This is a genomic window from Stappia sp., from assembly GCF_048261845.1.
GTDB lineage: Bacteria > Pseudomonadota > Alphaproteobacteria > Rhizobiales > Stappiaceae > Stappia.
In genome coordinates, this window is the sequence record NZ_JBLXFR010000059.1 from 1 (window position 1) to 22,011 (window position 22,011).

Sequence of the window (22,011 nt, forward strand, 5' to 3'; positions counted from 1 at the left end):
GGCGCGCGCCGCCGGCAGCCCGCACCCCCCCGCGGGCGCCGTGCTCCCCCTCGCCCCGCGCCGGGCAGTTCCCCGAGCCATGCTCTGCGGTGCCGAGCGCCGTACCGCCATACATGTTGGCGGTACGGCGCTCGGCACCGCAGTGCATGGCTCGGGGAACTGCCCGGTGCGGGGCGAGGGCGACCACGTCGCCTGCGTGGTGTTGCTGCTTGCCGCCGGCGCCCGCATTCGCCCGGAGCACGGGGACCTCGTCTCCGGTTCGGCCGAGGTCACGGCGGTTCTGGAAGACTGGCTGGAGGACCGGGAGGACTGACACCTGCCCCTGGCGGGTCGCCCGAGAGGCGGCGGGTCAGCCTTTCGGCGACCTGCCACCCTTGCAGAGGGCTTCTTTGGCGGCGTCCAGATGCTCGTCGCGCACATGGGCGCGCACCAGCGCCATGACGCCGAGGAGGACACTTGCGTCATCGGTGAAGCCGATGCCGATGATCATGTCGGGAATGCCGTCGAGGGGGAGGACGAAATAGGCGAGAGCTGCGAGGATCGCGCCGCGCACGCGCGTCGGCGTGGCCGGATCCATGGCGCAGTAATAGGCCGCCACCACGTCCTCCATGAAGGGGATCTGGCCGGCCGCCTTGCGCGCCCCGTCGAAGAAGCGGGCGCGCACCTTTTTCTCGCGTTCGTCCTCGGGACCGAGAAAATCCGCGTCGAACTCCGGATTGTCGTAGCTGCCGCTCATGGTTCGGCCCTTCCTCGCATTCGCATGCCGATGATATGGGAAGGGTGGCGGCGAAATGCAAAGACATCGCGCCGCCAGCCGGACCTGTGCTGCCGGGCCGACCCCGTCAGGTCGGCCTTAGTGGCGGAAGTGACGCATGCCGGTGAAGACCATGGCAAGGCCGGCCTCGTCGGCCGCCGCGATCACCTCGGCATCGCGCATCGAGCCGCCCGGCTGGATGATGGCCGTCGCTCCTGCCTCGGCGGCGGCCAGAAGACCGTCGGCGAAGGGGAAGAAGGCATCCGAGGCGACGACCGATCCGATCGTCCGGGGCTCGGCATTGCCGGCGGCCTCGGCCGCGTCCTGCGCCTTGCGGGCGGCAATGCGGGAGCTGTCGATGCGGCTCATCTGGCCCGCACCGACGCCCACCGTCGCGCCGTCCTGGACATAGACGATGGCGTTGGACTTGACGTGCTTGGCGACGCGGAAGGCGAATTTCAGGTCGGCCATCTCGCGCTCGCTCGGCGCTCGCTTTGTCACCACCTTCAGATCGAGGTCGTCGACCGTGCCGGTGTCGCGATCCTGCACCAGAAGCCCGCCGGCGACCGACCTGACGATCCGGGCGCCGGCGCGCGGATCGGCGAGGCCGCCGGTGACGAGCAGACGCAGGTTCTTCTTCGCCGCGACGATGGCCATCGCCTCCTCGCTCGCCTCCGGCGCGATGATCACCTCGGTGAAGATCTTGACGATCTCCTCGGCGGCGTCGGCGTCGAGCGGGCCGTTCAGCGCGACGATGCCGCCAAAGGCGGACACCGGGTCGCAGGCGAGCGCCTTCTCATAGGCTTCCCTGAGCGTCGTTCCGGTGGCGACACCGCAGGGGTTGGCATGCTTGATGATGGCGACCGCCGGGGCGATGCCGGGGTCGAATTCGCTGACCAGCTCGAAGGCGGCATCGGTGTCGTTGATGTTGTTGTAGGACAGTTCCTTGCCCTGCAGCTGACGCGCGGTGGCGACGCCGAAGCGCTTTTCCGGCGTCAGGTAGAACGCCGCCTTCTGATGCGGGTTCTCGCCGTAGCGCATGACCGAGGAGAGCTTGCCGCCGAAGGCGACATGGGCAGGTGCGTCCTCGCCGATGGCGGCGGCGAACCAGCCGGAGACGGCCGCGTCATAGGCGGCGGTGCGGGCGAAGGCCTTCTGGGCGAGGCGCTTGCGCAGGGCGAGCGGCACCTGGCCCGAATGGGAGGTGAGGGCCTCGATCACGGCCGGATAGTCGGCCGGATCGCTGACCATCGTCACATAGGCGTGGTTCTTGGCCGCAGCGCGCGTCATCGCCGGGCCGCCAATGTCGACATTCTCGATCGCCGTTGCGAAATCGGCGCCCGAGGCGACCGTTTCCTCGAACGGGTAGAGATTGACGCAAACGAGGTCGATGCCGGCGATGCCGTGCTCGCGCATGGCGGCGGCGTGGTCGGCGTCGTCGCGAATGGCAAGCAGCCCGCCATGCACCATCGGGTGCAATGTCTTGACGCGGCCGTCCATGATTTCCGGGAAGCCGGTGACTTCGGAAATGTCGATCACCTCAAGACCTGCATCGGCAAGCGCCGCGCGCGTGCCGCCGGTGGAGACCAGCTCGACGCCGAGCCCTGCAAGGGCGGTGGCGAAATCGACCAGGCCGGTCTTGTCGGAAACCGACAGGAGGGCGCGCTTGACGGGAACGAGATCGGGAACGGGAACGTGTTTCGACACCACGGCCATTGCGGTAAGGTCCTTCGAAGGTCGGCGGGCTGATGATGCCTTGCGCCTATCACGAAGGAAGCCAAACAGGAAGGCGCGCAAGCCGCGCCGCGGCACTTTTGTGCGGTTTCACCCGCTCGCACGGGCAACGAGCGCTCAGAGCTCGAGTTCGCCGCCGGTCGTGTCGCTCACCCTGCGGCGCGTCGCCTTCGGCGCGGCGGTGCGGCAGAACTGCCATGCGGCTTCCCGGCGATGGGCGACGCGGCCGTAGATGACGATCTGTTCGCAGCGGCGATGGCCGTAGCTGTCGGAGAGATAGATGGATTCCTCGATCGCCGTCTCGCAGCCCGGCGCCACGAATTCCCACGCCTCCCCGTCCGGGGCGACCAGCAGGATCGCGGTGCCCGAGCGGATCGAGCTGGCCTTGATCGCCGGGTGCATGTGGAAGCGGATCGCGTATTCGTCGCCGCGCGTGGTCTTGCCGAGCGCGCGGAAGCGGTCGACGCCGTCGAGCACGCTGCCATCCTCGGACAGTGTCAGGTCCCGTTCGTGGATCAGCCGGTGGGTGTCCTGGTAGCCATTGTGGCTGGCGACGATGCGGATGCCGGAGGGCCCCTCCTCGCGATCCACCGGCACCACGGTCGGACCGGCGAGGATCGGTGCGCCGAGCCAGCCGCCATAGCGGGTTTCCGGCAGGAAGCGGGCGGAGGAAGTGTCTTCGATTGTCGCGGTCGAATGGGCGGCGGTCGAGCGGGAGACCGCGCGCCAGACGCCGCGTTCGTTGTTGGAGATGCCGCAATTGACGATGATTCGGGTGCGGCGCGACGACATCTCGAACGACAGGCAGCCGGCATGGGCACCAAGGCTGAGGGTGGCCTCCGGCGGCGTGCCCGTTTCCATCAGGACCAGGGTGTCGCCGGCGGCCATGCGCTGGTAGCCGGAATAGGGCGCGTTGACCGGCGGGCTGCCGCGTGCGTCGTCATAGGCCAGAATGGTGGCGACGAGATCGGCCGGGGTCGAGCCCATGCCGTTGAAATGCGCGAAGGTGCCGTCGCCGTGCCGGAAGAAGCGGATCATCGGCATCATCCGGTCGATCGCCTGCATGACCGTCGGCGAGGCGGGCATGCCCTGCATGGTGAGGGCCTGGCGCACGGGCAGCAGGTCGACGAGGATGTCGAGAAGGGCCGCCGGATTGCGCGAGACATGACCGCCATCGGCGAGGATCTGGCGGGCCAGCTCCTGGTCGAGCCGTCTCAGGCTCTGGCGGACGAAGCGACCCTGTCCGGACATGGAGACGGTGGCGGCGGCCACCGCGATCGCCGCCTGCAGGCGCGGCACCCCGTCGGGCGTTTCGTTCATGGTGCGGCGCAGATAGCGCACCTGGCGGGCGAGCGAACGCAGGAAGCGGCGGTAGAACTCGCGGTCGCAGCCGTTGAGGATGAGCGGCGACTGCGACAGCCAGGCGAGCACCCGGCGGGCGACGACGGCCTGTTCCCAGGCGGTGTCCTGCCAGTAGCCGCAGCTGCGGATCCAGTCGTCGACAAGGGCGCGGGCGTTCTGCCGCGCGACCACCGTGTCGGCCGCCTTGAGATGGCGCAGCCAGCCGAACCCGTGCAGCGCCCGGGCCCAGTCGGCGGAGGGGGCGGGGATCTCGAAGGGGGACTGGCCCGAGGCCTCGACCATGTGGCCGGCGAAGAGGAAGCGTCCGGCATAGATGTCGGCGGCATTGGTGCCGTCGGCGGTCCTCAGGTCCTGCGGTGCGATGAGCAACCGCGCCGGCGAGCCGGCGAACGGGCGCCAGCGGAACATCGGCCCGCCATGAACCCAGCGCAGCAGGGATTGCCAGGCGGTCTGCGCAAGGAGACGCCACACACGCGCCCTTTCGGCAAAAGAGAGTAGCGTTGCTTGCGTCAATGCACCCCCCTCGCGCCTGTCTCGTCGTGCCGGAGCCCTCTCGCGAATCCTGTTCGTCCGCACCTTAAAGTGTCGGGGAACAGGGTTAGCGATCCGTTACCGTTTTAAGTGCGATTCGAAACAACAGACACGCACGGAACGCAGAGCTTGCCGGGATGGTGGCCATTGGTGCCCTAGCTCCGCACCAGGCGGGCGGCATAGAAACCGTCAAGGCCGCCGCTGGCGAGGGGGTCGAGCGGCAGCGAAACGGGCAGCGTGCGAAGCTCCCCGCGCGGCGTGACAACCCCCTCGATGCCGACCTCTTCGGCGGTCAGCGCCGAGATGCGGAACTCCGGACGGGCGGCCAGGAAGCGGGTGATCACGTCCTCGCCCTCTCCCGGCTCCAGCGAGCAGGTGCAATAGACCAGCGTGCCGCCTGGCGCGAGCCAGCCTGCGGCGCGCTCGAGCAGGGCGAATTGCTGCTCGGCGAGCGCGGCGATATCGCCGGGGCGCCGGTTCCAGGCAACGTCCGGATGCCGGCGGATCGTGCCGGTCGCAGAGCACGGGGCATCGAGCAGGATTGCGTCGAACGGGGCGTCGGGCGTGTATCCGGCAAGGTCGGCGGAGACGACTTCCGCCGCAAGGCCCAGCCTTGCCAGGTTCTCCGACAGCCGCTCCAGCCGCCGGGCCGAGATATCGACGGCCGTGACGCGGGCACCGCGCGCGGCCAGCTGCGCGGTCTTGCCGCCCGGCGCGGCACACAGGTCGGCGACGCTCTTGTCTGCGACATCGCCGAGCAGGCGGGCGGGCAGGCCGGCGGCCGCATCCTGCACCCACCAGGCGCCTTCATTGTAGCCCTCCAGCGCCTCGACGCGGCCGCCGGGCCGCACAAGGCGGACGGTGTTGCCGGCAACGACATGGCCGCCGAGCCGCTCGGCCCAGCCGCCCGGATCGTTCTTGACCGACAGGTCCAGATTGGGTTCGTGCAGGTGCATCGCGGCGATGGCGAGCGCGGTCTCCTCGCCATAGGCCTTCTGCCAGCCGGCGAAGAGCCAGACCGGCACGTTTCGCCAGGGCGCGGCGTTGGCGGCAAGCAGGTCCTCGCGCTCGGCCGTCATCCGCCTGAGCACGGCGTTGATCAGCCCCTTGTAGCGGCGGGAGCGTCCGTCCCTGTCGGCGATGGCGACCGCGGTCGCAACGGCGGCGCGGTCGGGGATTTCCATGAACAGGATCTGGGCCGCCGCCACATGCAGGATGTCGAGGACGAGGCCGGTCTTTTCCGGGACAGGACGTTCGAGCAGGCGGTCGAGCACGGCGGCGATCTGGCCGCGCCTGCGCAAGGCCGTGCCGAGAATGGCCCGGACGAGCGCACGGTCCCTTGGCTCCAGTGCGAAGAATTCGGGGTGGCCGCCGGTCTCGCGCAGTTCCTCGTCAAGCGGGCGGCGCTCGCCGATCACCTTGTTGAGAATGTCGACGGCAATCTTGCGCGCCGGGATGCCCGTCGTCGCCTGGTCGGCCCTGTCGGGGGTCTTCGGGCCGCCTTTGCGCTGACCGTCAGCAGCCTTCGGGCCGTGCCTGCCGCCCGGCCTGTGGGTGCCCTGTCCGGGGGCGCCGGGGCGGCCGCCCTTGCGCGGCTTGCCTTTGGATTTGTCCTGGTTCGGTCCGGTCACGATGCCTGCGATGTCTGGAATGCGAAGAACGACGAAGGCGCGGGTATGCACCCGCACGCCGCAGTTTCACAAGAAAAAAGGTTGCCGGTTCGCGCGGCGCGCCTAGCCCCAGGGGCCGCGCGTGTCCGAATCGCGTCGCGCCGAGCGGCGTCCCCAGGGGCCGGGAGGGTCGGTGCGCGGCGGATTTCCTGCCGGACCGCGCGTGCGTGTGAACTCGGCTCTCTCCGGGCGGCCCGGAGCGAGACCGCCGCCCATGCGGTCCGCCAGCTCCTGCAGGGCACGGATGCGGTTGTCGGTGTTCGGGTGTGTCGAAAACAGGTTGTCCATGCGCTCGCCGGACAGCGGATTGATGATGAACATGTGCGCGGTCGCCGGATTGCGCTCCGCGTCCGGGTTGTGGATGCGCGCGGCACCGCCGGCAATCTTGTTCAGCGCCGAGGCGAGCCAGATCGGGTTGCCGCAGATTTCCGCGCCCATGCGGTCGGCGGCATATTCGCGCGTCCGGCTGATCGCCATCTGCACCAGCATGGCGGCGATGGGGGCGACGATCATGGCGAGCAGAACGCCGACGAAGCCGAGCGGGTTGTTGTTGTCGCGGTTGCCGCCGAAGAAGAAGGCGAAATTGGCGAGCATGGAGATCGCACCGGCGATCGTCGCGGTGATCGTCATGATCAAGGTGTCGTGGTTCTTCACATGGGCGAGCTCATGCGCCATGACACCGGCGACTTCCTCGCGGGACAGGCTGTTGAGCAGGCCGGTGGTTGCCGCGACCGCCGCGTTCTGCGGGTTTCGGCCGGTGGCGAAGGCGTTGGGCTGCGGATTGTCGATCAGGTAGACCTTCGGCATCGGCAACTCGGCGCGGGCGGCGAGTTCGCGCACCATGTGAAAGAGTTCCGGCGCCTGGGCTTCGTTCGCCTCCACCGCATGGTGCATGCGCAGCACCATCTTGTCGGAGTTCCAGTAGCTGAAAAGGTTCATCGCTGCGGCGACGACAAATGCGATCATCATGCCGCTCTGGCCACCGATCATGAAGCCGATGCCCATGAACAGCGCCGTCATCGCGGCAAGCAGCAGTGCGGTGCGGAAATAGTTCATGTCACCCGTCCGTCTGGTCGTCCGGAGGCCGGATCGCCTGTCCTGTCACTGGCCGAAGCGGCCGGTTTCGCCCTATATGTTGGCGGAGGCGCGATTTTCTGCAAGAGAGGAGCGCGCCGGGCTTGCGCCGGAAGGCGCGTTTTCCAGGATGAACGAGACGAGCATGAGCGATCGAAACGACACCGGCACGACCGGGGATGCCCCGGACGGAATGCCGCGCCGCCGGCCCGAGGACCTGCCGGATGCGGCCCGCCGGGCGCTGGCCGAGGCGGAGGAGCGCCGCCGCGAGATCGACGCGCGGAGCAAGTCGCTGCCACGCGAGATCGACGGTCGCGGCGGACTGGAGCCGACGCGCTACGCGGACTGGGAGATCAAGGGCATCACCTGCGACTTCTGAAAAGCGGGAAGGGTGCGGGTTCGTCGACCTTGGTTAATGAGGGATTTACCATCGGAGGCTAGGCTTCGGCGTCACAAGCAGTCCCTTTCGGCGCCGTCGCTCGTGCGGCGGGCCGGGAGGGCGCGAATTCCAGTGAGCTGGGGCAGGCGTTTGCGACGCGTCGGCCTCCCCGGAGAGTGGTACGAGCCGAATGTCCGTTTCTTCCGCCCAGACTTCCGCCGAGAACATCGGCGGATCCTCCGACCGGCCTTCGCAAGGCACGAGCGGCACAACCCTGCCCTCGGCCAATCCGTTCGAGCGGTTGGCGGCGCTGCTTGCCGACGAGACGCCGGGTGCCACGCCGATTGCCATGACGATCGGAGAGCCGCGCCATGCCGTGCCGGACTTCGTCGGACCCGTGCTTGCCGGCAATCTCAAGGATTTCAGTCGCTATCCGAACATTCGCGGCACGGATGCCTTTCGCGAATCGGTCGCCGGCTGGCTCGACCGGCGCTATGGCCTTGAGGGCAGTCTCGATCCCGCGCGCGGGATCCTGCCGCTCAACGGCTCCCGCGAGGGCCTGACTTTCGCCGCCATCGGCGCCCGCGACTACCTGAAGAAGCCGGGGGCTGCGCGGCCGACGGTGCTGATGCCCAACCCCTTCTACCAGACCTATGCGGCTGCCGCGCATGTGGCCGGTGCCGAGACGATCGCGCTCGACGCAAGGGCGGGCACCGGCTTCCTGCCCGATCTCGATGCCATCGATCCGGCTGTGCTGGAGCGAGCGGTTGCCTTCTTCTACGCCTCGCCCGCCAATCCGCAGGGGGCAGCGGCCGGCCTTGCCGAATGGACGAAGCTGATCGGCCTTGCCCGCAAGCACCGTTTTCTCGTGGTCGCCGACGAGTGCTACTCCGAGATCTACCGGGACGCGCCGCCGGCCGGTGTGCTTCAGGCGGCCCATGCCCTGGGCGAGGGATATGCCAACATCATCACGGTGAACTCGCTGTCGAAGCGCTCCAATCTTGCCGGCCTGCGGTGCGGTTTCGCCGCCGGCGATCCCGATTTCCTCGATGCATGGTCGCGGTTTCGCGGTCTCTCCGCGCCGCAGGTGTCGATGCCGCTGCAGGCTGTCGCAGCGGCGGCCTTTGCCGACGAGGCGCATGTGATCGAGAACCGGCGGCTCTACAATGCCAAGTTCGCCATCGCGGAGACGCTGCTGGCGCCGCTGTTCGGCAAGGTCGTGCCCGAGGGCGGCTTCTTCCTGTGGCTGGACGTTGCCCGCTTCGGCGGCGGCGTCGAGGTGACCCGCCGGTTGTGGAGCGAGGCCGGGGTCAAGGTGCTTCCCGGGGCCTATCTGGCGATGGACGGGGCGGCCGGAAACCCGGGTGCGGACTATATCCGCCTTGCCCTGGTCGATGATGAAAAGACCGTCGAGGCGGGGCTTGCCCGCCTGGTCGGCGTGCTCGGAGGCTGAAGGATGCGCCGCACCACCCCGATCAGAAGCGGCCGCGCCGCAGCCCTTGGCCTTGAAGACACGGAGGCCCCGTTCAAGCGGTTCATGAGGCGCAACATGATCGGCGCCGCCGGTCTGGCGCTGATCGCGCTCTGCGCGGCTCTTGCCTCGGCGCTCGCCACCTGGTCGACCACGGATCCGAGCTTCAGCCATGCCACCTCGGGGCCGGTGCGCAATGCGCTGGGCCAGCCCGGCGCGGTCATCGCCGATCTTTTCATGCAGGCAATCGGCCTTGCCTCCGCGGTCTTTCTGGTGCCGGTGGTGCTGTGGGGCTGGCGGCTGGTTGCCGCGCGCGCCACGCGTGTCGCGCCGCGCCGCATCGCCTTCTGGGGTGCCGGCACGCTGCTTGCCGCCGGTGCGCTGGCCGCCCTTCCCGTTCCCTCCAGCTGGCCGTTGCCGACAGGGCTCGGCGGATTCCTCGGCGACTTCATCCACCGCTTCCCGGCGATGCTCACCGGCGAGCTGACGCAGGGCATGGCGATGATCGTCGGCATGCTCGGCCTCGGCGTTCCGGCTGCGGTCTTCATGCTACGCGCCGCCGGATGGCTTGGCCGCGATCCGCAGCCCGCGTTTGCCCCCCTGCCCGAGCCGTCCCGCCATGCCCGTTCGGTCGGGGCCGTGCCGGATCATGAAGAGGACGACGAGGACGAGGACGAAGGCGGCGGCCGGTTCTCCGCGATTGCCGGTGCCGTCACCCATTTCGGCCTCCTGGCGCGCGCCAACCTGCGTCGGCTGACCGGTCGCGGCGGCGGTGCCCGCCGGCGCTCGTCCGATCCTTACGACGACGATTTCATCGATGAGGGCCATGAGGGCGACTGGGACGATGCCGACGGTCGTGTCGAGGACGACGACGATCCGGTGCACCGTCATGGCGGGTTCTCGGCGCTGCGCCGCCGCCTCGCCAACCGGTTGCTGCCGCCGGAAGACGACGGCCTCGATGCCTTCTATGGCGGCGGGGCGCCGGCCGAGCCGGAGATCGAGGACCCTTACGCGGACGATGCCGACTTCGCCGCCGGGCCGACCATCGACGACCTGCCGGACCTCGACGAGGACGACGGCTCGGGCGGACTCGGCACGCCGCTGCCGCGCGCCATTGCCGGACCTGCCGGCCGAACCGCGCCGCCCCCCGCCGGACGCGTGGTGCCGCCGGCCGGCCGGCCGAAGCCGGGTCGCCGCGTCACGGAGGAGGCGCAACCCTCCTTCCTGCGCAACCCTGGCGTCTACGAGCTGCCGCCGCTGCACTTGCTGTCGGAGCCCAAGGCGACCTCGAAGCAGACGGCCATCAACACCGACGCGCTGGAACAGAACGCCCGCATCCTGGAAGGGGTGCTGGAGGATTTCGGCGTGCGCGGCGAGATCATCGAGGTCCGTCCGGGTCCCGTGGTGACGCTTTACGAGCTGGAACCGGCGCCGGGCATCAAGTCGTCCCGCGTCATCGGCCTGGCCGATGACATCGCCCGCTCGATGAGCGCCATCTCGGCCCGCGTTGCGGTCATTCCCGGCAAGAACGCCATCGGCATCGAGCTGCCCAACCAGCGCCGCGAGACGGTCTACCTGCGCGAGCTTCTTGCCGCCAACGACTACGAGAAGACCAAGGCCAAGCTGGCGCTGACGCTGGGCAAGACGATCGGCGGCGAACCGGTGATCGCCGATCTTGCCCGCATGCCGCACCTGCTGGTCGCCGGCACCACCGGCTCGGGCAAGTCGGTCGCCATCAACACGATGATCCTGTCGCTGCTCTACCGGCTCGAGCCGGAGCAGTGCAAGCTGATCATGATCGACCCGAAGATGCTCGAACTGTCGATCTATGATGGCATTCCCCATCTTTTGACGCCGGTCGTCACCGACCCCAAAAAGGCGGTGGTTGCGCTCAAGTGGACCGTCCGGGAGATGGAAGAGCGCTACAAGAAGATGTCGAAGATGGGCGTGCGCAACATCGACGGCTACAACACCCGCGTTTCCCAGGCGATGGAGAAGGGCGAGGTCTTCACCCGCACCGTGCAGACGGGTTTCGACCGCCACACCGGCGAGCCGATCTTCGAGGACGAGGAGCTGCCGCTCGAGCAGATGCCCTATATCGTCGTCATCGTCGACGAGATGGCCGACCTGATGATGGTCGCGGGCAAGGACATCGAAGGCGCGATCCAGCGGCTCGCCCAGATGGCGCGCGCCGCCGGCATCCACCTGATCATGGCGACGCAGCGCCCTTCGGTCGACGTCATCACCGGCACGATCAAGGCGAACTTCCCGACCCGCATCTCCTTCCAGGTGACGTCGAAGATCGACAGCCGCACCATTCTTGGCGAGCAGGGCGCGGAGCAGCTCCTTGGTCAGGGCGACATGCTCTACATGGCCGGCGGCGGCCGCATCCAGCGCGTCCACGGTCCTTTCGTTGCCGACGAGGAGGTCGAGCATATCGTCGGCCACCTGAAGCGGCAGGGCACGCCGCAATACCTGGAGGCGGTGACCGAGGAGGACGAGGTCTCCGACAGCCCGTATGACGCGCTCGCCGGCGGCGGCGGCGGCGATGACGAGGGCAACGACCTCTACGACAAGGCGGTCGCCATCGTGCTGCGCGACAAGAAGGCCTCGACGTCCTACATCCAGCGCCGCCTGTCGATCGGCTACAACCGCGCCGCCTCGATCATCGAGCGGATGGAGAACGAAGGCCTTGTCGGTGCGGCCAACCATGCCGGCAAGCGCGAGATCCTGGTCCAGAACGGGGTCGAGGACGACTATTGAGGCGGGCGGTGCGGGGCGTGGTCGCAACTTTGCCACAGCCGCCTGCTAGCGCATCCTGACAATAGACGGCGCAGGCGTGATCCCGCGTCCGCCTTGCCAAGCCGACGGAGCCTTTTGCATGACCACCGCTCGCCGCACTTTCCTTGCCCTGGCCACGGGCGCGTTTCTTGCGCTGGCCGGGGGCGTTCCGGCCCAGGCCGCCGCGCTCGACGCGGAGCAGAAGAAGACGCTGGCCGAGGTGAATTCCTATTTCAACTCGGTGAAGACCATGCATGGCGACTTCATCCAGTTCGGCCCCAATGGGGAACGGGCGGAAGGCAAGTTCTACATGGCCCGGCCGGGCAAGATCCGCTTCTACTACAACCCGCCGGCCAAGGTGGACATCGTCGCCGACGGCAAGTCCGTCTCGGTGAAGGACCGCAAGCTCGCCACCCAGGACATCTGGCCGCTGAACGAGACGCCGCTGCGTTTCCTGCTGGCCGACAAGATCAACCTGGAGGCCGATGCCGAGGTTGCCAATGTCTCGGTCGAACCGGATCTGGTCACCGTGGTGCTGGCCGACAACTCGACCTTCGGCACCGGCAAGCTGACCCTGATCTTCGATGCGGCGTCGATCGCCCTGAAGCAGTGGACGGTGACGGACGCGCAGGGCTACGACACCTCGGTCGCGATCTACAACACGACCGTCAACGGCCCGACCAATCCGAAGCTCTTTCATATCGACTACAACGCCAACCTGATGCAGCGCCGCGGCAACTGAGCCGCGCCGGGCAGGGCTTGCGTGCGAGAAGGCCGCGGGGGGCGGACGGACAGCGTGGGTGATGCGAACGGGGGAGCGCCGGCACCGCGCCGGGCACCGGTCTTCGTCGAGATCCTCGAACGGCTGGCGCGTCAACGCGGCGCGCGCGTCGAGGTCGAGCCGGTCTACGGCTATGCCGGGGCCCTGATCGAGGCATCCGGCCGCCGCCACTTCTTCAAGGGCACGCATTTCGACATCAACCGGGCCGGCGCGGCGGCGCTTGCCCGCGACAAGGACTACGCGGCCAGGTTCCTTGCCGCCGCCGGTCTTGCCGTGCCGCGCGGAATGCTTTTGCACAGTCCGCGCCGCGCCGCCCAGCTTGCCCTGAAAAATCCCGATGTCGCCGCGCGCCTGCCCGCCCGGCAGGCGGCGCACGCCTTTGCCGGCGAGGTCGGTTTTCCCGTCTTCGTCAAGCCGAACGAGGGATCGGAGGGCGAGGACGTGACCCGGGTCGGGGATGCGGCCGCGCTCGACCTGGCACTGGACGCCCTGTTCGCGGTGCATGAGCGGGTGCTGGTGCAGCAGGCGGTGACGGGTGCCGACATCCGCGTCGTCGTGCTCGACGGCAAGGTGGAGGGCGCCTTCCTGCGCCGCCCGCTCGCGGTCACCGGCGACGGGGTGACGCCGCTTTCCGCGCTGATCGCCGCGGAAATCGCCGGCTTTGCCAGCGGCGGCAAGGGCAGCCGGATCGTTGCCGACGATCCGCGCATTCTCGGGCATCTCGCCTCCGCCGGCCTCGGGCCGGAAAGCGTGCCGGCATCCGGTCTCACAGTGCCGCTCTTGGCCAATGCCAACCTTTCGACCGGTGGCAGTGCCCGCGACATCACGGGCGAGCTGTCACCGGAGCTCGCCGATGCCGCGCTCCGCGCCTGCGCGGCGCTCGGCCTGCGCTTCGCCGGCGTCGACCTCCTGCATGAGGGGGAAGTGGAACGTTCTGCTGCCGGCAAGACGGCTGTCGGACGTATGGCCGCCGACAAGGCGCCGGTGGTGCTGGAGGTCAACGCCGCGCCAGGTCTTTCGTATTTCCATCGGCTCGGACCTGAGGCCGCCGCCCGCGTCGAGACGATCTACGCGCACCTTCTCGACGCGTTGCTGGGGTGAGGCCTCCATGACGCCGCAGCCTGACAAAGATGCCGGCAATGCGGCTGAAGAAACCGGGGGGAGAGGCGCTGACAAGCGCATCCGAACAGGCTTCAATGAGCCGTCAAACCCGCGTCGGCGCTGATCCGGCTTCGACTGGCAACGCAGGGCAGGCGCCAGGACCTTTCCGCCTGGATGCGGAAAGCACTTTCCGGAAAATGGAAGCGACAATGGTGATGCGCAGACGCGATTCGACCGCATCGAAGTGGCAAGGCGTCGTTGAATGAGCGAGACGGCAGTCCTGTTTGCGGTGCTTTTCGCGGCGTTCCTGCACGCACTCTGGAACACCCTCGTCAAGGGCTATGGCGACAAGATCGTCATGATGTTGACGATAGCGGTTGTGCAGACTGCGATCGCATTGCTCATGATTCCGTTTCTCGGATTGCCTGTGCCGGCCGCCTGGCCCTGGTTGATCGCTGCGGCGGTTCCGCACACCACGTACAAGATCGCTCTGGCGAAGGCATACGAGCTCGGCGATATGTCGCGGGTATATCCGATCTCCCGCGGCCTGAGCATTGCTATCGTCACCATAGCCAGCGTCATCGTGCTTCAGGAAGACGTCTCTCCGGTCGGCTTGCTGGGAATAGTCACGATCGGAACAGGCGTGATCGCGCTCTCTCGCAAGGAGGGCGCGGACATGGGACACATCGGGCTGCGAACGGCTGTGCTGTGCGCCTTTGCAGGGGCCAGCGTGGCGCTCTATTCGATCCTGGATGCGATAGGGGTCCGAGTGTCCCTCGGCGATATCACGCTTCGCACCATTGCGACATTTGCGGCCTGGTTGTTTGTTCTCGACGGTCTCGGAATGGTGCTGTTTTCCGTGTTCTATCGCGGTCATCGCGTATTTGCCGATGTTGCGAGAACCGGCCTCACGGGAATACTGGCGGGGTCCACGGCCTTTGCGTGCTTCTGGATCGCGATATGGGCATTTGCCTATGCTCCGGTCGCTCTGGTTGCCGCGCTTCGTGAAACCAGCGTCCTCTTCTCGCTGGTCCTTGGCAGGGTCGTCCTGTCGGAGTGCATCAGCCTGCGCCGGGCGTGTTTTGCGATGCTCGTTCTGACAGGCATCGTCATGCTCAGGTTTGCATGAGCTTGCTTGAAACCCGCAGTCGGGGATGCGGCGGCGGCGGATGCCGGTGACGTTGTTCTCGTGAGCGCCCGGTCGCAGTCGCGAGCGTTCGCAGCGGCCCGGGCGGTTCAGCCGACGCGCGCGCAGGCAGCACCACTCGTCAGCCTCTCAAAGCAGGGCGCAGAACTGTACCCGTTGCTCCGGTGCAAGGTCACCGGAAGCCGGAAGACGAATGAAGTGAATGCAGGAAATTTGGTGGAGCCGAGGGGAATCGAACCCCTGACCTCTGCAGTGCGATTGCAGCGCTCTCCCATCTGAGCTACGGCCCCGCGCTCGTCGAGCGTGTGCGGCATTTAGGAGAGGGCGGGTGTCGCTGTCAAGCGATTCCCCGGCTGCCCCGACAGCGCGGTCTGGACGGTGTTTTCCCGGCCGGGGGTGGTGCGGCGCGGGAGCGCGCCTGCCGGTTGGGCAGGGCATCCGCATGCGCGAGGGGCGTCTGTGGGCGCGAGCGCCGGCGGTGCGGACCCTTGATCCGGACAACCGGCGGAACGCCCCCGCGAGAGCCTTGCGGGCCGCGTCCGTCGCGGTTACATGAGGGGAAACCGCCCGACCCGCCGCCAAGCCGGAGCCCCGACCTTCATGCGAGCCATTCTCGACGTCGTTCTCATCATCCTCAATCTCTACACGTGGGTGATCATCGCCAGCGCGATCTTTTCCTGGCTCTATGCCTTCAACGTGATCAATTCCGGCAACCAGTTCGTCGGGATGATCGGTCAGGCGCTCTACAACCTGACGGAGCCGCTGCTGCGTCCGATCCGCCGCGTCGTGCCGGCGATGGGCGGTCTCGACATCTCGCCGATCGTGCTGCTGCTCGGCATCTTCCTGCTGCAGCGGATCATCGCCTATTACATCTATCCCAACGTCTTTTGAGCCTGCCCGCAGGTGGTGAGGGCCTGACAATACGGGCCGCGTCGTGAACACGCAGGGTGAGCCGCTTTCCGCCTGGAGCGTTGCCGGCAGCGAGGTCCGGCTTTTCGTGCGCGCCAGCCCGCGCGCATCGCGCGATGCGGTCGAGGGCGTCAAGCTGCTCTCCGATGGGCGCGCCGTGCTGGCGGTCAGGGTGCGGGCGGTTGCCGACAAGGGTGCTGCAAACGCGGCGGTCGCGGCGCTCCTTGCCGCAACGCTTGGCCTTGTGAAGAGCGACGTGCGGCTCGTCTCGGGTGCGACCGCGCGGCTCAAGACGTTCCTTTTGGGCGCCCGCGATGACGCGGGTGCGCAAGCGATTGCCGCTCGCCTTGCCGACATGGCTGGCGCGTGCCGGCTAGAGTGACCTGGGTTCGGCGGATTTTCCGGAGGTTTCATGACTGCAAAGCTGATCGACGGCAAGGCACGGGCCGCGCGCCTGCGCGGGGATGTCCGCGAGGCGGTGTCCGCGCTGAAGGCGGCCCACGGGCTCATGCCGGGCCTGGCGGTGGTGCTGGTCGGCGAGGATCCGGCGAGCCAGGTCTATGTCGCCAACAAGGTGCGCCAGACCGAGGAATGCGGCATGCGCTCGATCGAGCACCGCCTTGACGCCGCGACGCCCGAGGACGCGCTTCTGGCGCTGGTCGCAAGGCTCAACGCGGATCCGGATGTCGACGGCATTCTGGTGCAGATGCCGCTGCCCGCCCATATCGACACGGACAGGGTGGTGCTTGCCATCGACCCGGCCAAGGATGTCGACGGGCTGCACCCGACCAATGCCGGGCGCATCGTGCTCGGCCGCCCGGGGCTGGTGCCCTGCACGCCGAAGGGCTGCGTCCTTCTGGCGCGCGAGGCGATGGGCGACCTTTCCGGCGTCAACGCCGTGGTGCTCGGCCGCTCGATCCTCGTGGGCAAGCCGGTGGCGCTGCTTTTGCAGAACGAGAACTGCACCGTGACGATGGCACATTCGCGCACGCGCGACATTGCCGCTTTGTGCCGGCAGGCGGATCTTCTGGTGGCCGCCGTCGGGCGGCCGGAAATGGTGCGCGGCGACTGGATCAGGCCCGGTGCGACGGTGATCGATGTCGGCATCAACCGGATCGCCGCGCCGGAGCGGGGCGAGGGCAAGACGCGGCTTGTGGGCGATGTTGCCTTCGACGAGGCGTTGCAGGTGGCGGGCGCGATCACGCCGGTGCCCGGCGGCGTCGGGCCGATGACGATTGCCTGCCTGCTCGCCAACACGGTGCAGGCGGCCTGTGCCCGGCGCGGCATCGAGGCGCCGGCACTTTAGACCCGAGACTTCAGATCCCGCGCTTGAGGCAAGGAGCGGGCTTGAAACGAAAAGACCCCGGCGCGGATGGTTCCGCCCGGGGTCTTTTGCGTTGTTATGCGGCGGGCGGCGCGTCAGGCGCGGCCGGCAGTCCCGCCTGCCGGCACCAGCCAGGCAAGCAGCAGCCGGTAAGGCAGCAGCAGCGCTGCGGCGACCAGAAGCTTCACCGCCATGTCGCCGGCGGCCCAGGAGAGCCAGCGCGGCGCTTCCAGCGCGAAGACGCCGAGGAACGGCGCGGTTTCGGTGGCAAACGCATCGTCGAAGCCGAGCAGGGGCGCTGCCGCGGCCGAGAAGGCAAGGCCGAAGAAGAGCGCCGTGTCGAGGGCCGAGGCGATCACCGAGGAAACCGCCGGGGCGAGCCACCAGGCGAAACGGCGCAGCCGGTCGAAGACGGCGATGTCGAGCAGATGCGCCATCAGGAAGGCGGAACCGGAGGCAATGGCGATGCGCGGCGTCGCCAGCCAGACGGAAAGCGCCAGAGCAAGGGCGAAACCGACCAGCACCACCTTGCGGGCGGCTTTCGGTCCGAAGCGGCGGTTGGTCAGGTCGGTGACCAGGAAGGCGGCCGGATAGGTGAAGGCGCCCCATGTCAGGAGGTCGGCAAGGTTGATGCCGCCGAGCGTGCCGTGCACCGGATACTGGACCAGCACGTTGGAGGCGACGATGACCACTGCCATGGCGGCGATCGCCGGCACGAAGCGGTTCGGGGAAAAGCGTTCTGCGTCCGACATCTTGCCAGGGCTCCGGGCCATCAAGGGAAAGCGTCCGCCATGACGGCGGCGACAAACGCCAAAAGAGGCGCGAATGGCGCCTCTTGCGGGTATTTTCGCTGCGCGGTGTGTCCGGATTGCGACCGGACACGTCCGGATCAGGCCGCGGCGGCTGCCGCCAGGCGACGCTTGATCTCGGTGCGCAGGATGCGGGCCTTCGGCGACAGCTCGCTCTCGGCAGCCTTCATCAGGAAGGCGTCGAGGCCGCCGCGGTGCTCGACCGAGCGCAGCGCGTGCGCCGAAATGCGCAGCTTGTAGGTCTCGCCCAGCGCGTCGGACAGAAGCGACACGTTGCACAGGTTCGGCAGGAACCGGCGGCGGGACTTGTTGTTGGCGTGGCTGACGTTGTTACCGGTCATCACGTCCTTGCCGGTGAGTTCGCAACGGCGTGCCATGGGACACCTTTTTTCTTTCTTCTCGGGGGTGGGCCCCGAACGTTTCAACGATAAGGGCGCTTGCCCCGTTTCAAGACTGCCGGATCACTATTGCGGTGACGTTCGCGGACCCGCATGGCCCGGCGCCCATTGACCGGCAATGGATGAAAAAGTCGGCCTGCTATACGGGTCGATGCCCGCGCCGTCAAGGCTGTTGCACGCGAAAGGGCGTCCTTGACGATGCGGGCCGGCACGGGCCGCGAATATTTCGCGGCGGGCGGGGGATCATTTGCAGTCCGTTAACCATGCGGTTACCGTGCGAGCCGACAATGATGCGCGAAACCCGGGCCTGTCCCGGACCTGCGGAGACGGCTGAGGGTGGCCATCCGGCTCCGTATCGCTGCCCGGCCCGACCGGTCTCCGTTCAGGGCGTGCGTCCTGCCGGATGCCGCGATGACGGATGTGATTTGGAAATGCGTATTGTCTGTCCGGCCGGCCGTGGCCGCGCGGTGTGTGAGGTTCCGATGTCCAGGCTCTCCCTTTCCAGCTTCCTGCCGCGCTCCGGTGCCGGCCCGCTGCTCGGCGTCGCGTTGGCGGCGCTCGTGGCGGTTCCCGGTGTTCCGGCACTGGCCGAGACGGCCCGCCTCGGCGGCGTCTACGATATCTCCGTCTCCGGGTTCAAGATTGCTCGCGGCTCGCTGTCGCTGGTGCTTCAGAAGAATGCCTATTCGGCCAAGGTGGGCATGGAGCCGGCGGGCATCGGCACGCTGTTTTCCGCCGGCAAGGGCGGCGCGCAGGCGTCGGGCTGGGTGTCCAGCAAGTCGGTGGTGCCGTCCAGCTACAAGATGGCCTCGCATGCCGCAGACCGGGACTTCTTCGTCGACCTGGCGCAGGGCTCGGGCAAGGTGCGCTCGATGCGTGTCACCCCGAAGTTCAAGCCGAACGCGGAGCGGATCAAGGTCACCAAGAAGCACACCCGCAATGTGGTCGATCCGCTGAGCGCGATCCTGATGCCGGCGAAAGCCGCCAAGGGCAAGCCGGACGCCAGCGTCTGCAAGAGACGCATTCCGATCTTCGACGGCTGGACCCGTTTCGACATCCAGCTCAGCTACAAGGAAATGCGCGACGTTTCCGGCAAGGGCTATGACGGCAAGGTCGTCGTGTGCACCGCGCGCTGGATTCCGGTCGCCGGACACCGCCCGTCGACGGCGTCGGTCAAGTACATGGCGGAGAACCGCAAGATGGAAGCGTGGCTCGCGCCGATCGGTTCGCAGGGCGTCTTCGTGCCCTACCGGGTGGAAATGGGCACCAAGAGCGGCACGCTGGTGGTCGAACCGCGCAAGCTGAAATTCACCAACGGACGCGACCAGGCAGCCAACTGACGAGGCCGCGCTTTTCGTAAACGGCATCACGCCGGCGCGGGAGATCCGCGCCGGCGCTTGCATTTTCGCCTGTAACGCGCCATCTCGTGAGGGCGCGCGGCTTGACAGGGCCGGCCGGTCTCGCCAGTGTCGCGCCGCAATTCACCCGGGAGCGGATCCGCCCGCCCCGCCCAGCCTCTGGACCGATTTCAAGATGCACAGCTTCCTCGAATTCGAAAAACCCGTCGCCGACCTGCAGGGCAAGGTCCACGAGTTGCGGGCGGTGGCCGGATCGGGCGAGGCGGTCGAGGTCTCGGACGAAATCGCGCGGCTGGAAGCCAAGGCCGAGCAGACACTCAAGGACATCTATTCCCGCCTGACGCCCTGGCAGAAGACCCTGGTCGCCCGGCATCCGGACCGGCCGCATGCGGTCGACTACATTGCCGGGCTGATCGAGGATTTCACGCCGCTGGCCGGCGACCGGAACTATGCCGAGGACGCGGCGGTGATTGCCGGCATCGGCCGGTTCCGCGGGCGCTCGGTGGCGATTCTCGGCCAGGAGAAGGGCGCCGACACCCAGTCGCGGCTGAAGCACAATTTCGGCATGGCTCGGCCCGAGGGCTACCGCAAGGCGGTGCGCATCATGGGCATGGCCGAGCGTTTCGGCCTGCCGGTCGTCTCCTTTGTCGACACGGCCGGCGCCTATCCCGGCATCGGCGCAGAGGAACGCGGCCAGGCGGAGGCCATTGCCCGTTCGACCGACGCCTGTCTGGCGCTGGGCACGCCGAACGTGTCGCTGATCATCGGCGAGGGCGGATCGGGCGGCGCCATCGCCATCGCCACCGCCAACCACGTGGCGATGCTCGAGCATGCGATCTACAGCGTGATCTCGCCGGAAGCCGGCGCCTCGATCCTGTGGCGCGACAGCGCGCGGGCGCAGGACGCGGCCACCAACATGAAGATCACCGCCCAGGACCTGATCCAGCTCAAGGTGATCGACGAGATCGTCGAGGAGCCGCTCGGCGGCGCGCACCGCGCCAAGGCGATCGTCGTCGACCGGGCCGGCGCCGCCATCGACAAGGCGCTCGCCCGTTTCGAGGGGATGGACGCAGCCGCGATCCGCGACCAGCGGCGCAAGAAGTTCCTGGCCATCGGCCGCTCGATCTGAGCCGCCGACGCGGCCTTGCGGCCGCAAATTCAGGGTTTGCCGCCAAAACGCCAGAATCTTCCGCCACCCAGAAGCTGGCCGGGTGCGCGTGCTCTGAATTCGCCTGGCCGGATGGTGCCGGGCGTGCCCGGTAACCTTGGGTAAACCCTAAGTGACTAGCCTTTCAGGCGAGCGCGGGCGATGTTTGGCCCGGCAGTAAAGCCAGGCGGGTGGTCGCCCATTATTTGAACGGACAGGCAGCATGGCGCAGGGTATCGCGCGGTTCGGCAAGACGACACGCAGGGCACTTGCGGCCCTTGCACTGGCCACGGTTCTCGCCGGTTGCCAGGCGGACGAACTCGGCTACGGGCCCAAGCACCAGCGACCTGTCAGCAGCGAGGTGAAGGCCAAGCTGACCAGTCTCGGCATGAGCCTGACCAGCCCGATCATGCTGCGCATCTTCAAGCAGGATTCGACCCTCGAGGTCTGGAAGCAGACCAAGTCCGGCCGTTACGCGTTGCTGGAAAGCTTCGAGATCTGCAAATGGTCGGGCGAGTTCGGTCCGAAGAAGAAGGAAGGCGACCGCCAGGCGCCGGAGGGCTTCTACGAGATCACCCCGGCGCTCATGAACCCGAATTCCAGCTACCACCTCGCCTTCAATCTCGGTTACCCGAACAAGTTCGACCGTGCCTACAACCGCACCGGCTCGCATCTGATGGTGCATGGCGCCTGCTCCTCGCGCGGCTGTTACGCCATGACCGATGCCCAGGTGCAGGACATCTACGCGCTTGCCCGGGAGAGCTTCAAGGGCGGGCAGCGCTCGTTCCAGGTTCAGGCCTTTCCCTTCCGCATGACGGCGGAGAACATGGCTGCCCATCGCAATTCCGAGCATTACGACTTCTGGAAGATGCTGAAGCGCGGCTACGATCATTTCGAGGTGACGAAAGTTCCGCCGAAGACCGAGGTCTGCGAGAAGCGCTATGTCTTCGACGCGGTGCCGCTGGTCGAGGGCGTACCCTTCCGCGCCACTGCGAAATGCCCGGAATACAAGGTTCCCGAGAGCGTCGAGATGGCGGTCCTGAAGAAGCAGCAGCAGGACGAGCAGAAGATCATCGAGATCGCCGAGGCCGAGGCCCGCGCGGAGAAGCGCAAGGCGCAGATCGCGGCGATCTTCGGCAATGGCCCGGATGAGACCGCCAAGGCGGACGCTGCCCGGGCGACGGCCGTTGCCGCAACCTCTGCCGCCCCTGCGGACGCGGCCGGCCAGACGGCGAACATGACGCCGGTCCCGGCGGACGCGCCCTCGCAGCAGACCGCCTT

At 67.7% G+C, this 22,011-nt stretch carries 20 protein-coding genes, 1 tRNA gene and 1 pseudogene; 14 read left to right on the forward strand and 8 right to left on the reverse strand.

Going from position 1 to position 22,011, the window contains the following annotated elements:
* Positions 1-313 (forward strand): annotated as a pseudogene (locus tag ACN0T5_RS17875) (hypothetical protein); the annotation flags it as partial.
* Between the two features lie 36 nt (positions 314-349).
* Here ACN0T5_RS17875 and ACN0T5_RS17880 read toward each other — a convergent pair.
* The 5 genes from ACN0T5_RS17880 to htpX form a co-directional block, all read right to left on the reverse strand.
* Complete coding sequence (locus ACN0T5_RS17880) at positions 350-736, reverse strand: YkvA family protein (RefSeq protein WP_417769977.1); 387 nt, start codon at positions 734-736, stop codon at positions 350-352.
* A 117-nt stretch (positions 737-853) separates the two neighbouring features.
* Positions 854-2,470: a bifunctional phosphoribosylaminoimidazolecarboxamide formyltransferase/IMP cyclohydrolase gene (gene purH / locus ACN0T5_RS17885; RefSeq protein WP_417769978.1), complete on the reverse strand. Its 1,617-nt coding sequence runs from the start codon at positions 2,468-2,470 to the stop codon at positions 854-856.
* A gap of 135 nt (positions 2,471-2,605) precedes the next feature.
* A complete protein-coding gene (locus tag ACN0T5_RS17890; RefSeq protein WP_417769979.1) occupies positions 2,606-4,321 on the reverse strand; it encodes a heparinase II/III family protein in 1,716 nt (571 codons plus the stop codon).
* Positions 4,322-4,536: 215 nt separating this feature from the next.
* Positions 4,537-6,012: an RsmB/NOP family class I SAM-dependent RNA methyltransferase gene (locus tag ACN0T5_RS17895; protein WP_417769980.1), complete on the reverse strand. Its 1,476-nt coding sequence runs from the start codon at positions 6,010-6,012 to the stop codon at positions 4,537-4,539.
* A 102-nt stretch (positions 6,013-6,114) separates the two neighbouring features.
* The gene (htpX, locus tag ACN0T5_RS17900; RefSeq protein WP_417769981.1) at positions 6,115-7,107 is read right to left on the reverse strand and encodes a zinc metalloprotease HtpX; all 993 of its coding nucleotides are present in this window, start codon (positions 7,105-7,107) and stop codon (positions 6,115-6,117) included.
* Positions 7,108-7,270: 163 nt separating this feature from the next.
* Between htpX and ACN0T5_RS17905 the strand changes: the two genes are divergently transcribed.
* The 7 genes from ACN0T5_RS17905 to ACN0T5_RS17935 all read left to right on the forward strand — a co-directional run bounded on the left by ACN0T5_RS17905 (position 7,271) and on the right by ACN0T5_RS17935 (position 14,767).
* Positions 7,271-7,504 (forward strand): DUF1674 domain-containing protein, encoded by a 234-nt coding sequence (locus tag ACN0T5_RS17905; RefSeq protein ID WP_417769982.1) that lies wholly within the window; start codon positions 7,271-7,273, stop codon positions 7,502-7,504.
* A gap of 190 nt (positions 7,505-7,694) precedes the next feature.
* On the forward strand, positions 7,695-8,957 hold the full coding sequence (locus ACN0T5_RS17910; protein WP_417769983.1) for an aminotransferase class I/II-fold pyridoxal phosphate-dependent enzyme: 1,263 nt from the start codon (positions 7,695-7,697) through the stop codon (positions 8,955-8,957).
* Between the two features lie 3 nt (positions 8,958-8,960).
* Positions 8,961-11,738 carry a DNA translocase FtsK 4TM domain-containing protein gene (locus tag ACN0T5_RS17915; RefSeq protein WP_417769984.1) on the forward strand — a complete coding sequence of 926 codons (2,778 nt, stop codon included), beginning with the start codon at positions 8,961-8,963 and terminating at the stop codon, positions 11,736-11,738.
* Between the two features lie 118 nt (positions 11,739-11,856).
* On the forward strand, positions 11,857-12,498 hold the full coding sequence (locus ACN0T5_RS17920; protein ID WP_417769985.1) for a LolA family protein: 642 nt from the start codon (positions 11,857-11,859) through the stop codon (positions 12,496-12,498).
* 54 nt (positions 12,499-12,552) lie between these two features.
* The gene (locus ACN0T5_RS17925; protein ID WP_417769986.1) at positions 12,553-13,638 is read left to right on the forward strand and encodes an ATP-dependent carboxylate-amine ligase; all 1,086 of its coding nucleotides are present in this window, start codon (positions 12,553-12,555) and stop codon (positions 13,636-13,638) included.
* A 38-nt stretch (positions 13,639-13,676) separates the two neighbouring features.
* On the forward strand, positions 13,677-13,904 hold the full coding sequence (locus tag ACN0T5_RS17930; protein ID WP_417769987.1) for a hypothetical protein: 228 nt from the start codon (positions 13,677-13,679) through the stop codon (positions 13,902-13,904).
* Positions 13,901-14,767, forward strand: a complete 867-nt coding sequence (locus ACN0T5_RS17935; RefSeq protein ID WP_417769988.1) for a hypothetical protein — start codon at positions 13,901-13,903, stop codon at positions 14,765-14,767. The genes ACN0T5_RS17930 and ACN0T5_RS17935 overlap by 4 nt, the downstream gene beginning before the upstream one ends.
* Before the next feature lie 232 nt (positions 14,768-14,999).
* On the opposite strand, the gene ACN0T5_RS17940 is transcribed toward ACN0T5_RS17935, so the two are convergent.
* Positions 15,000-15,075 (reverse strand) — tRNA-Ala (locus tag ACN0T5_RS17940).
* Positions 15,076-15,385: 310 nt separating this feature from the next.
* Here ACN0T5_RS17940 and ACN0T5_RS17945 point away from each other — a divergent pair.
* Genes ACN0T5_RS17945 through folD form a run of 3 tightly spaced genes read left to right on the forward strand, consistent with a single transcriptional unit; the run spans position 15,386 to position 17,000 of the window.
* Complete coding sequence (locus ACN0T5_RS17945; protein ID WP_417769989.1) at positions 15,386-15,676, forward strand: YggT family protein; 291 nt, start codon at positions 15,386-15,388, stop codon at positions 15,674-15,676.
* Positions 15,677-15,719: 43 nt separating this feature from the next.
* On the forward strand, positions 15,720-16,076 hold the full coding sequence (locus tag ACN0T5_RS17950; RefSeq protein ID WP_417769990.1) for a DUF167 family protein: 357 nt from the start codon (positions 15,720-15,722) through the stop codon (positions 16,074-16,076).
* Positions 16,077-16,106: 30 nt separating this feature from the next.
* Positions 16,107-17,000 carry a bifunctional methylenetetrahydrofolate dehydrogenase/methenyltetrahydrofolate cyclohydrolase FolD gene (gene folD, locus ACN0T5_RS17955; protein ID WP_417769991.1) on the forward strand — a complete coding sequence of 298 codons (894 nt, stop codon included), beginning with the start codon at positions 16,107-16,109 and terminating at the stop codon, positions 16,998-17,000.
* Positions 17,001-17,113: 113 nt separating this feature from the next.
* Here the strand turns inward: folD and ACN0T5_RS17960 are convergent, their stop codons facing one another.
* Entirely contained in the window at positions 17,114-17,770 is a 657-nt protein-coding gene (locus ACN0T5_RS17960) for a VUT family protein (protein WP_417769992.1), read from the reverse strand.
* A gap of 137 nt (positions 17,771-17,907) precedes the next feature.
* Positions 17,908-18,204, reverse strand: a complete 297-nt coding sequence (gene rpmB, locus ACN0T5_RS17965; protein ID WP_306030865.1) for a 50S ribosomal protein L28 — start codon at positions 18,202-18,204, stop codon at positions 17,908-17,910.
* A gap of 503 nt (positions 18,205-18,707) precedes the next feature.
* On the opposite strand from rpmB, the gene ACN0T5_RS17970 reads away from it, so the two are divergent.
* From ACN0T5_RS17970 to ACN0T5_RS17980, 3 genes are all read left to right on the forward strand, one after another.
* The gene (locus tag ACN0T5_RS17970; protein WP_417769993.1) at positions 18,708-19,565 is read left to right on the forward strand and encodes a DUF3108 domain-containing protein; all 858 of its coding nucleotides are present in this window, start codon (positions 18,708-18,710) and stop codon (positions 19,563-19,565) included.
* A gap of 193 nt (positions 19,566-19,758) precedes the next feature.
* Complete coding sequence (locus tag ACN0T5_RS17975; RefSeq protein ID WP_417769994.1) at positions 19,759-20,712, forward strand: acetyl-CoA carboxylase carboxyltransferase subunit alpha; 954 nt, start codon at positions 19,759-19,761, stop codon at positions 20,710-20,712.
* 241 nt (positions 20,713-20,953) lie between these two features.
* The coding region (locus ACN0T5_RS17980; protein WP_417769995.1) for a L,D-transpeptidase family protein at positions 20,954-22,011 on the forward strand (1,058 nt) is incomplete at its 3' end.

What these genes read in the sequence shown, in the direction of transcription:
- ACN0T5_RS17920 (WP_417769985.1), top strand. Translation starts at nt 11,857, where the DNA reads ATGACCACCGCTCGCCGCACTTTCCTTGCCCTGGCCACGGGCGCGTTT.
- ACN0T5_RS17915 (WP_417769984.1), top strand. Translation starts at nt 8,961, where the DNA reads ATGCGCCGCACCACCCCGATCAGAAGCGGCCGCGCCGCAGCCCTTGGC.
- ACN0T5_RS17960 (WP_417769992.1), bottom strand. Translation starts at nt 17,770, where the DNA reads ATGTCGGACGCAGAACGCTTTTCCCCGAACCGCTTCGTGCCGGCGATC.
- ACN0T5_RS17975 (WP_417769994.1), top strand. Translation starts at nt 19,759, where the DNA reads ATGCACAGCTTCCTCGAATTCGAAAAACCCGTCGCCGACCTGCAGGGC.
- ACN0T5_RS17910 (WP_417769983.1), top strand. Translation starts at nt 7,695, where the DNA reads ATGTCCGTTTCTTCCGCCCAGACTTCCGCCGAGAACATCGGCGGATCC.
- purH (WP_417769978.1), bottom strand. Translation starts at nt 2,470, where the DNA reads ATGGCCGTGGTGTCGAAACACGTTCCCGTTCCCGATCTCGTTCCCGTC.
- ACN0T5_RS17935 (WP_417769988.1), top strand. Translation starts at nt 13,901, where the DNA reads ATGAGCGAGACGGCAGTCCTGTTTGCGGTGCTTTTCGCGGCGTTCCTG.
- htpX (WP_417769981.1), bottom strand. Translation starts at nt 7,107, where the DNA reads ATGAACTATTTCCGCACCGCACTGCTGCTTGCCGCGATGACGGCGCTG.
- ACN0T5_RS17970 (WP_417769993.1), top strand. Translation starts at nt 18,708, where the DNA reads ATGTCCAGGCTCTCCCTTTCCAGCTTCCTGCCGCGCTCCGGTGCCGGC.
- ACN0T5_RS17930 (WP_417769987.1), top strand. Translation starts at nt 13,677, where the DNA reads ATGCGGCTGAAGAAACCGGGGGGAGAGGCGCTGACAAGCGCATCCGAA.
- ACN0T5_RS17945 (WP_417769989.1), top strand. Translation starts at nt 15,386, where the DNA reads ATGCGAGCCATTCTCGACGTCGTTCTCATCATCCTCAATCTCTACACG.
- rpmB (WP_306030865.1), bottom strand. Translation starts at nt 18,204, where the DNA reads ATGGCACGCCGTTGCGAACTCACCGGCAAGGACGTGATGACCGGTAAC.
- folD (WP_417769991.1), top strand. Translation starts at nt 16,107, where the DNA reads ATGACTGCAAAGCTGATCGACGGCAAGGCACGGGCCGCGCGCCTGCGC.
- ACN0T5_RS17905 (WP_417769982.1), top strand. Translation starts at nt 7,271, where the DNA reads ATGAGCGATCGAAACGACACCGGCACGACCGGGGATGCCCCGGACGGA.
- ACN0T5_RS17880 (WP_417769977.1), bottom strand. Translation starts at nt 736, where the DNA reads ATGAGCGGCAGCTACGACAATCCGGAGTTCGACGCGGATTTTCTCGGT.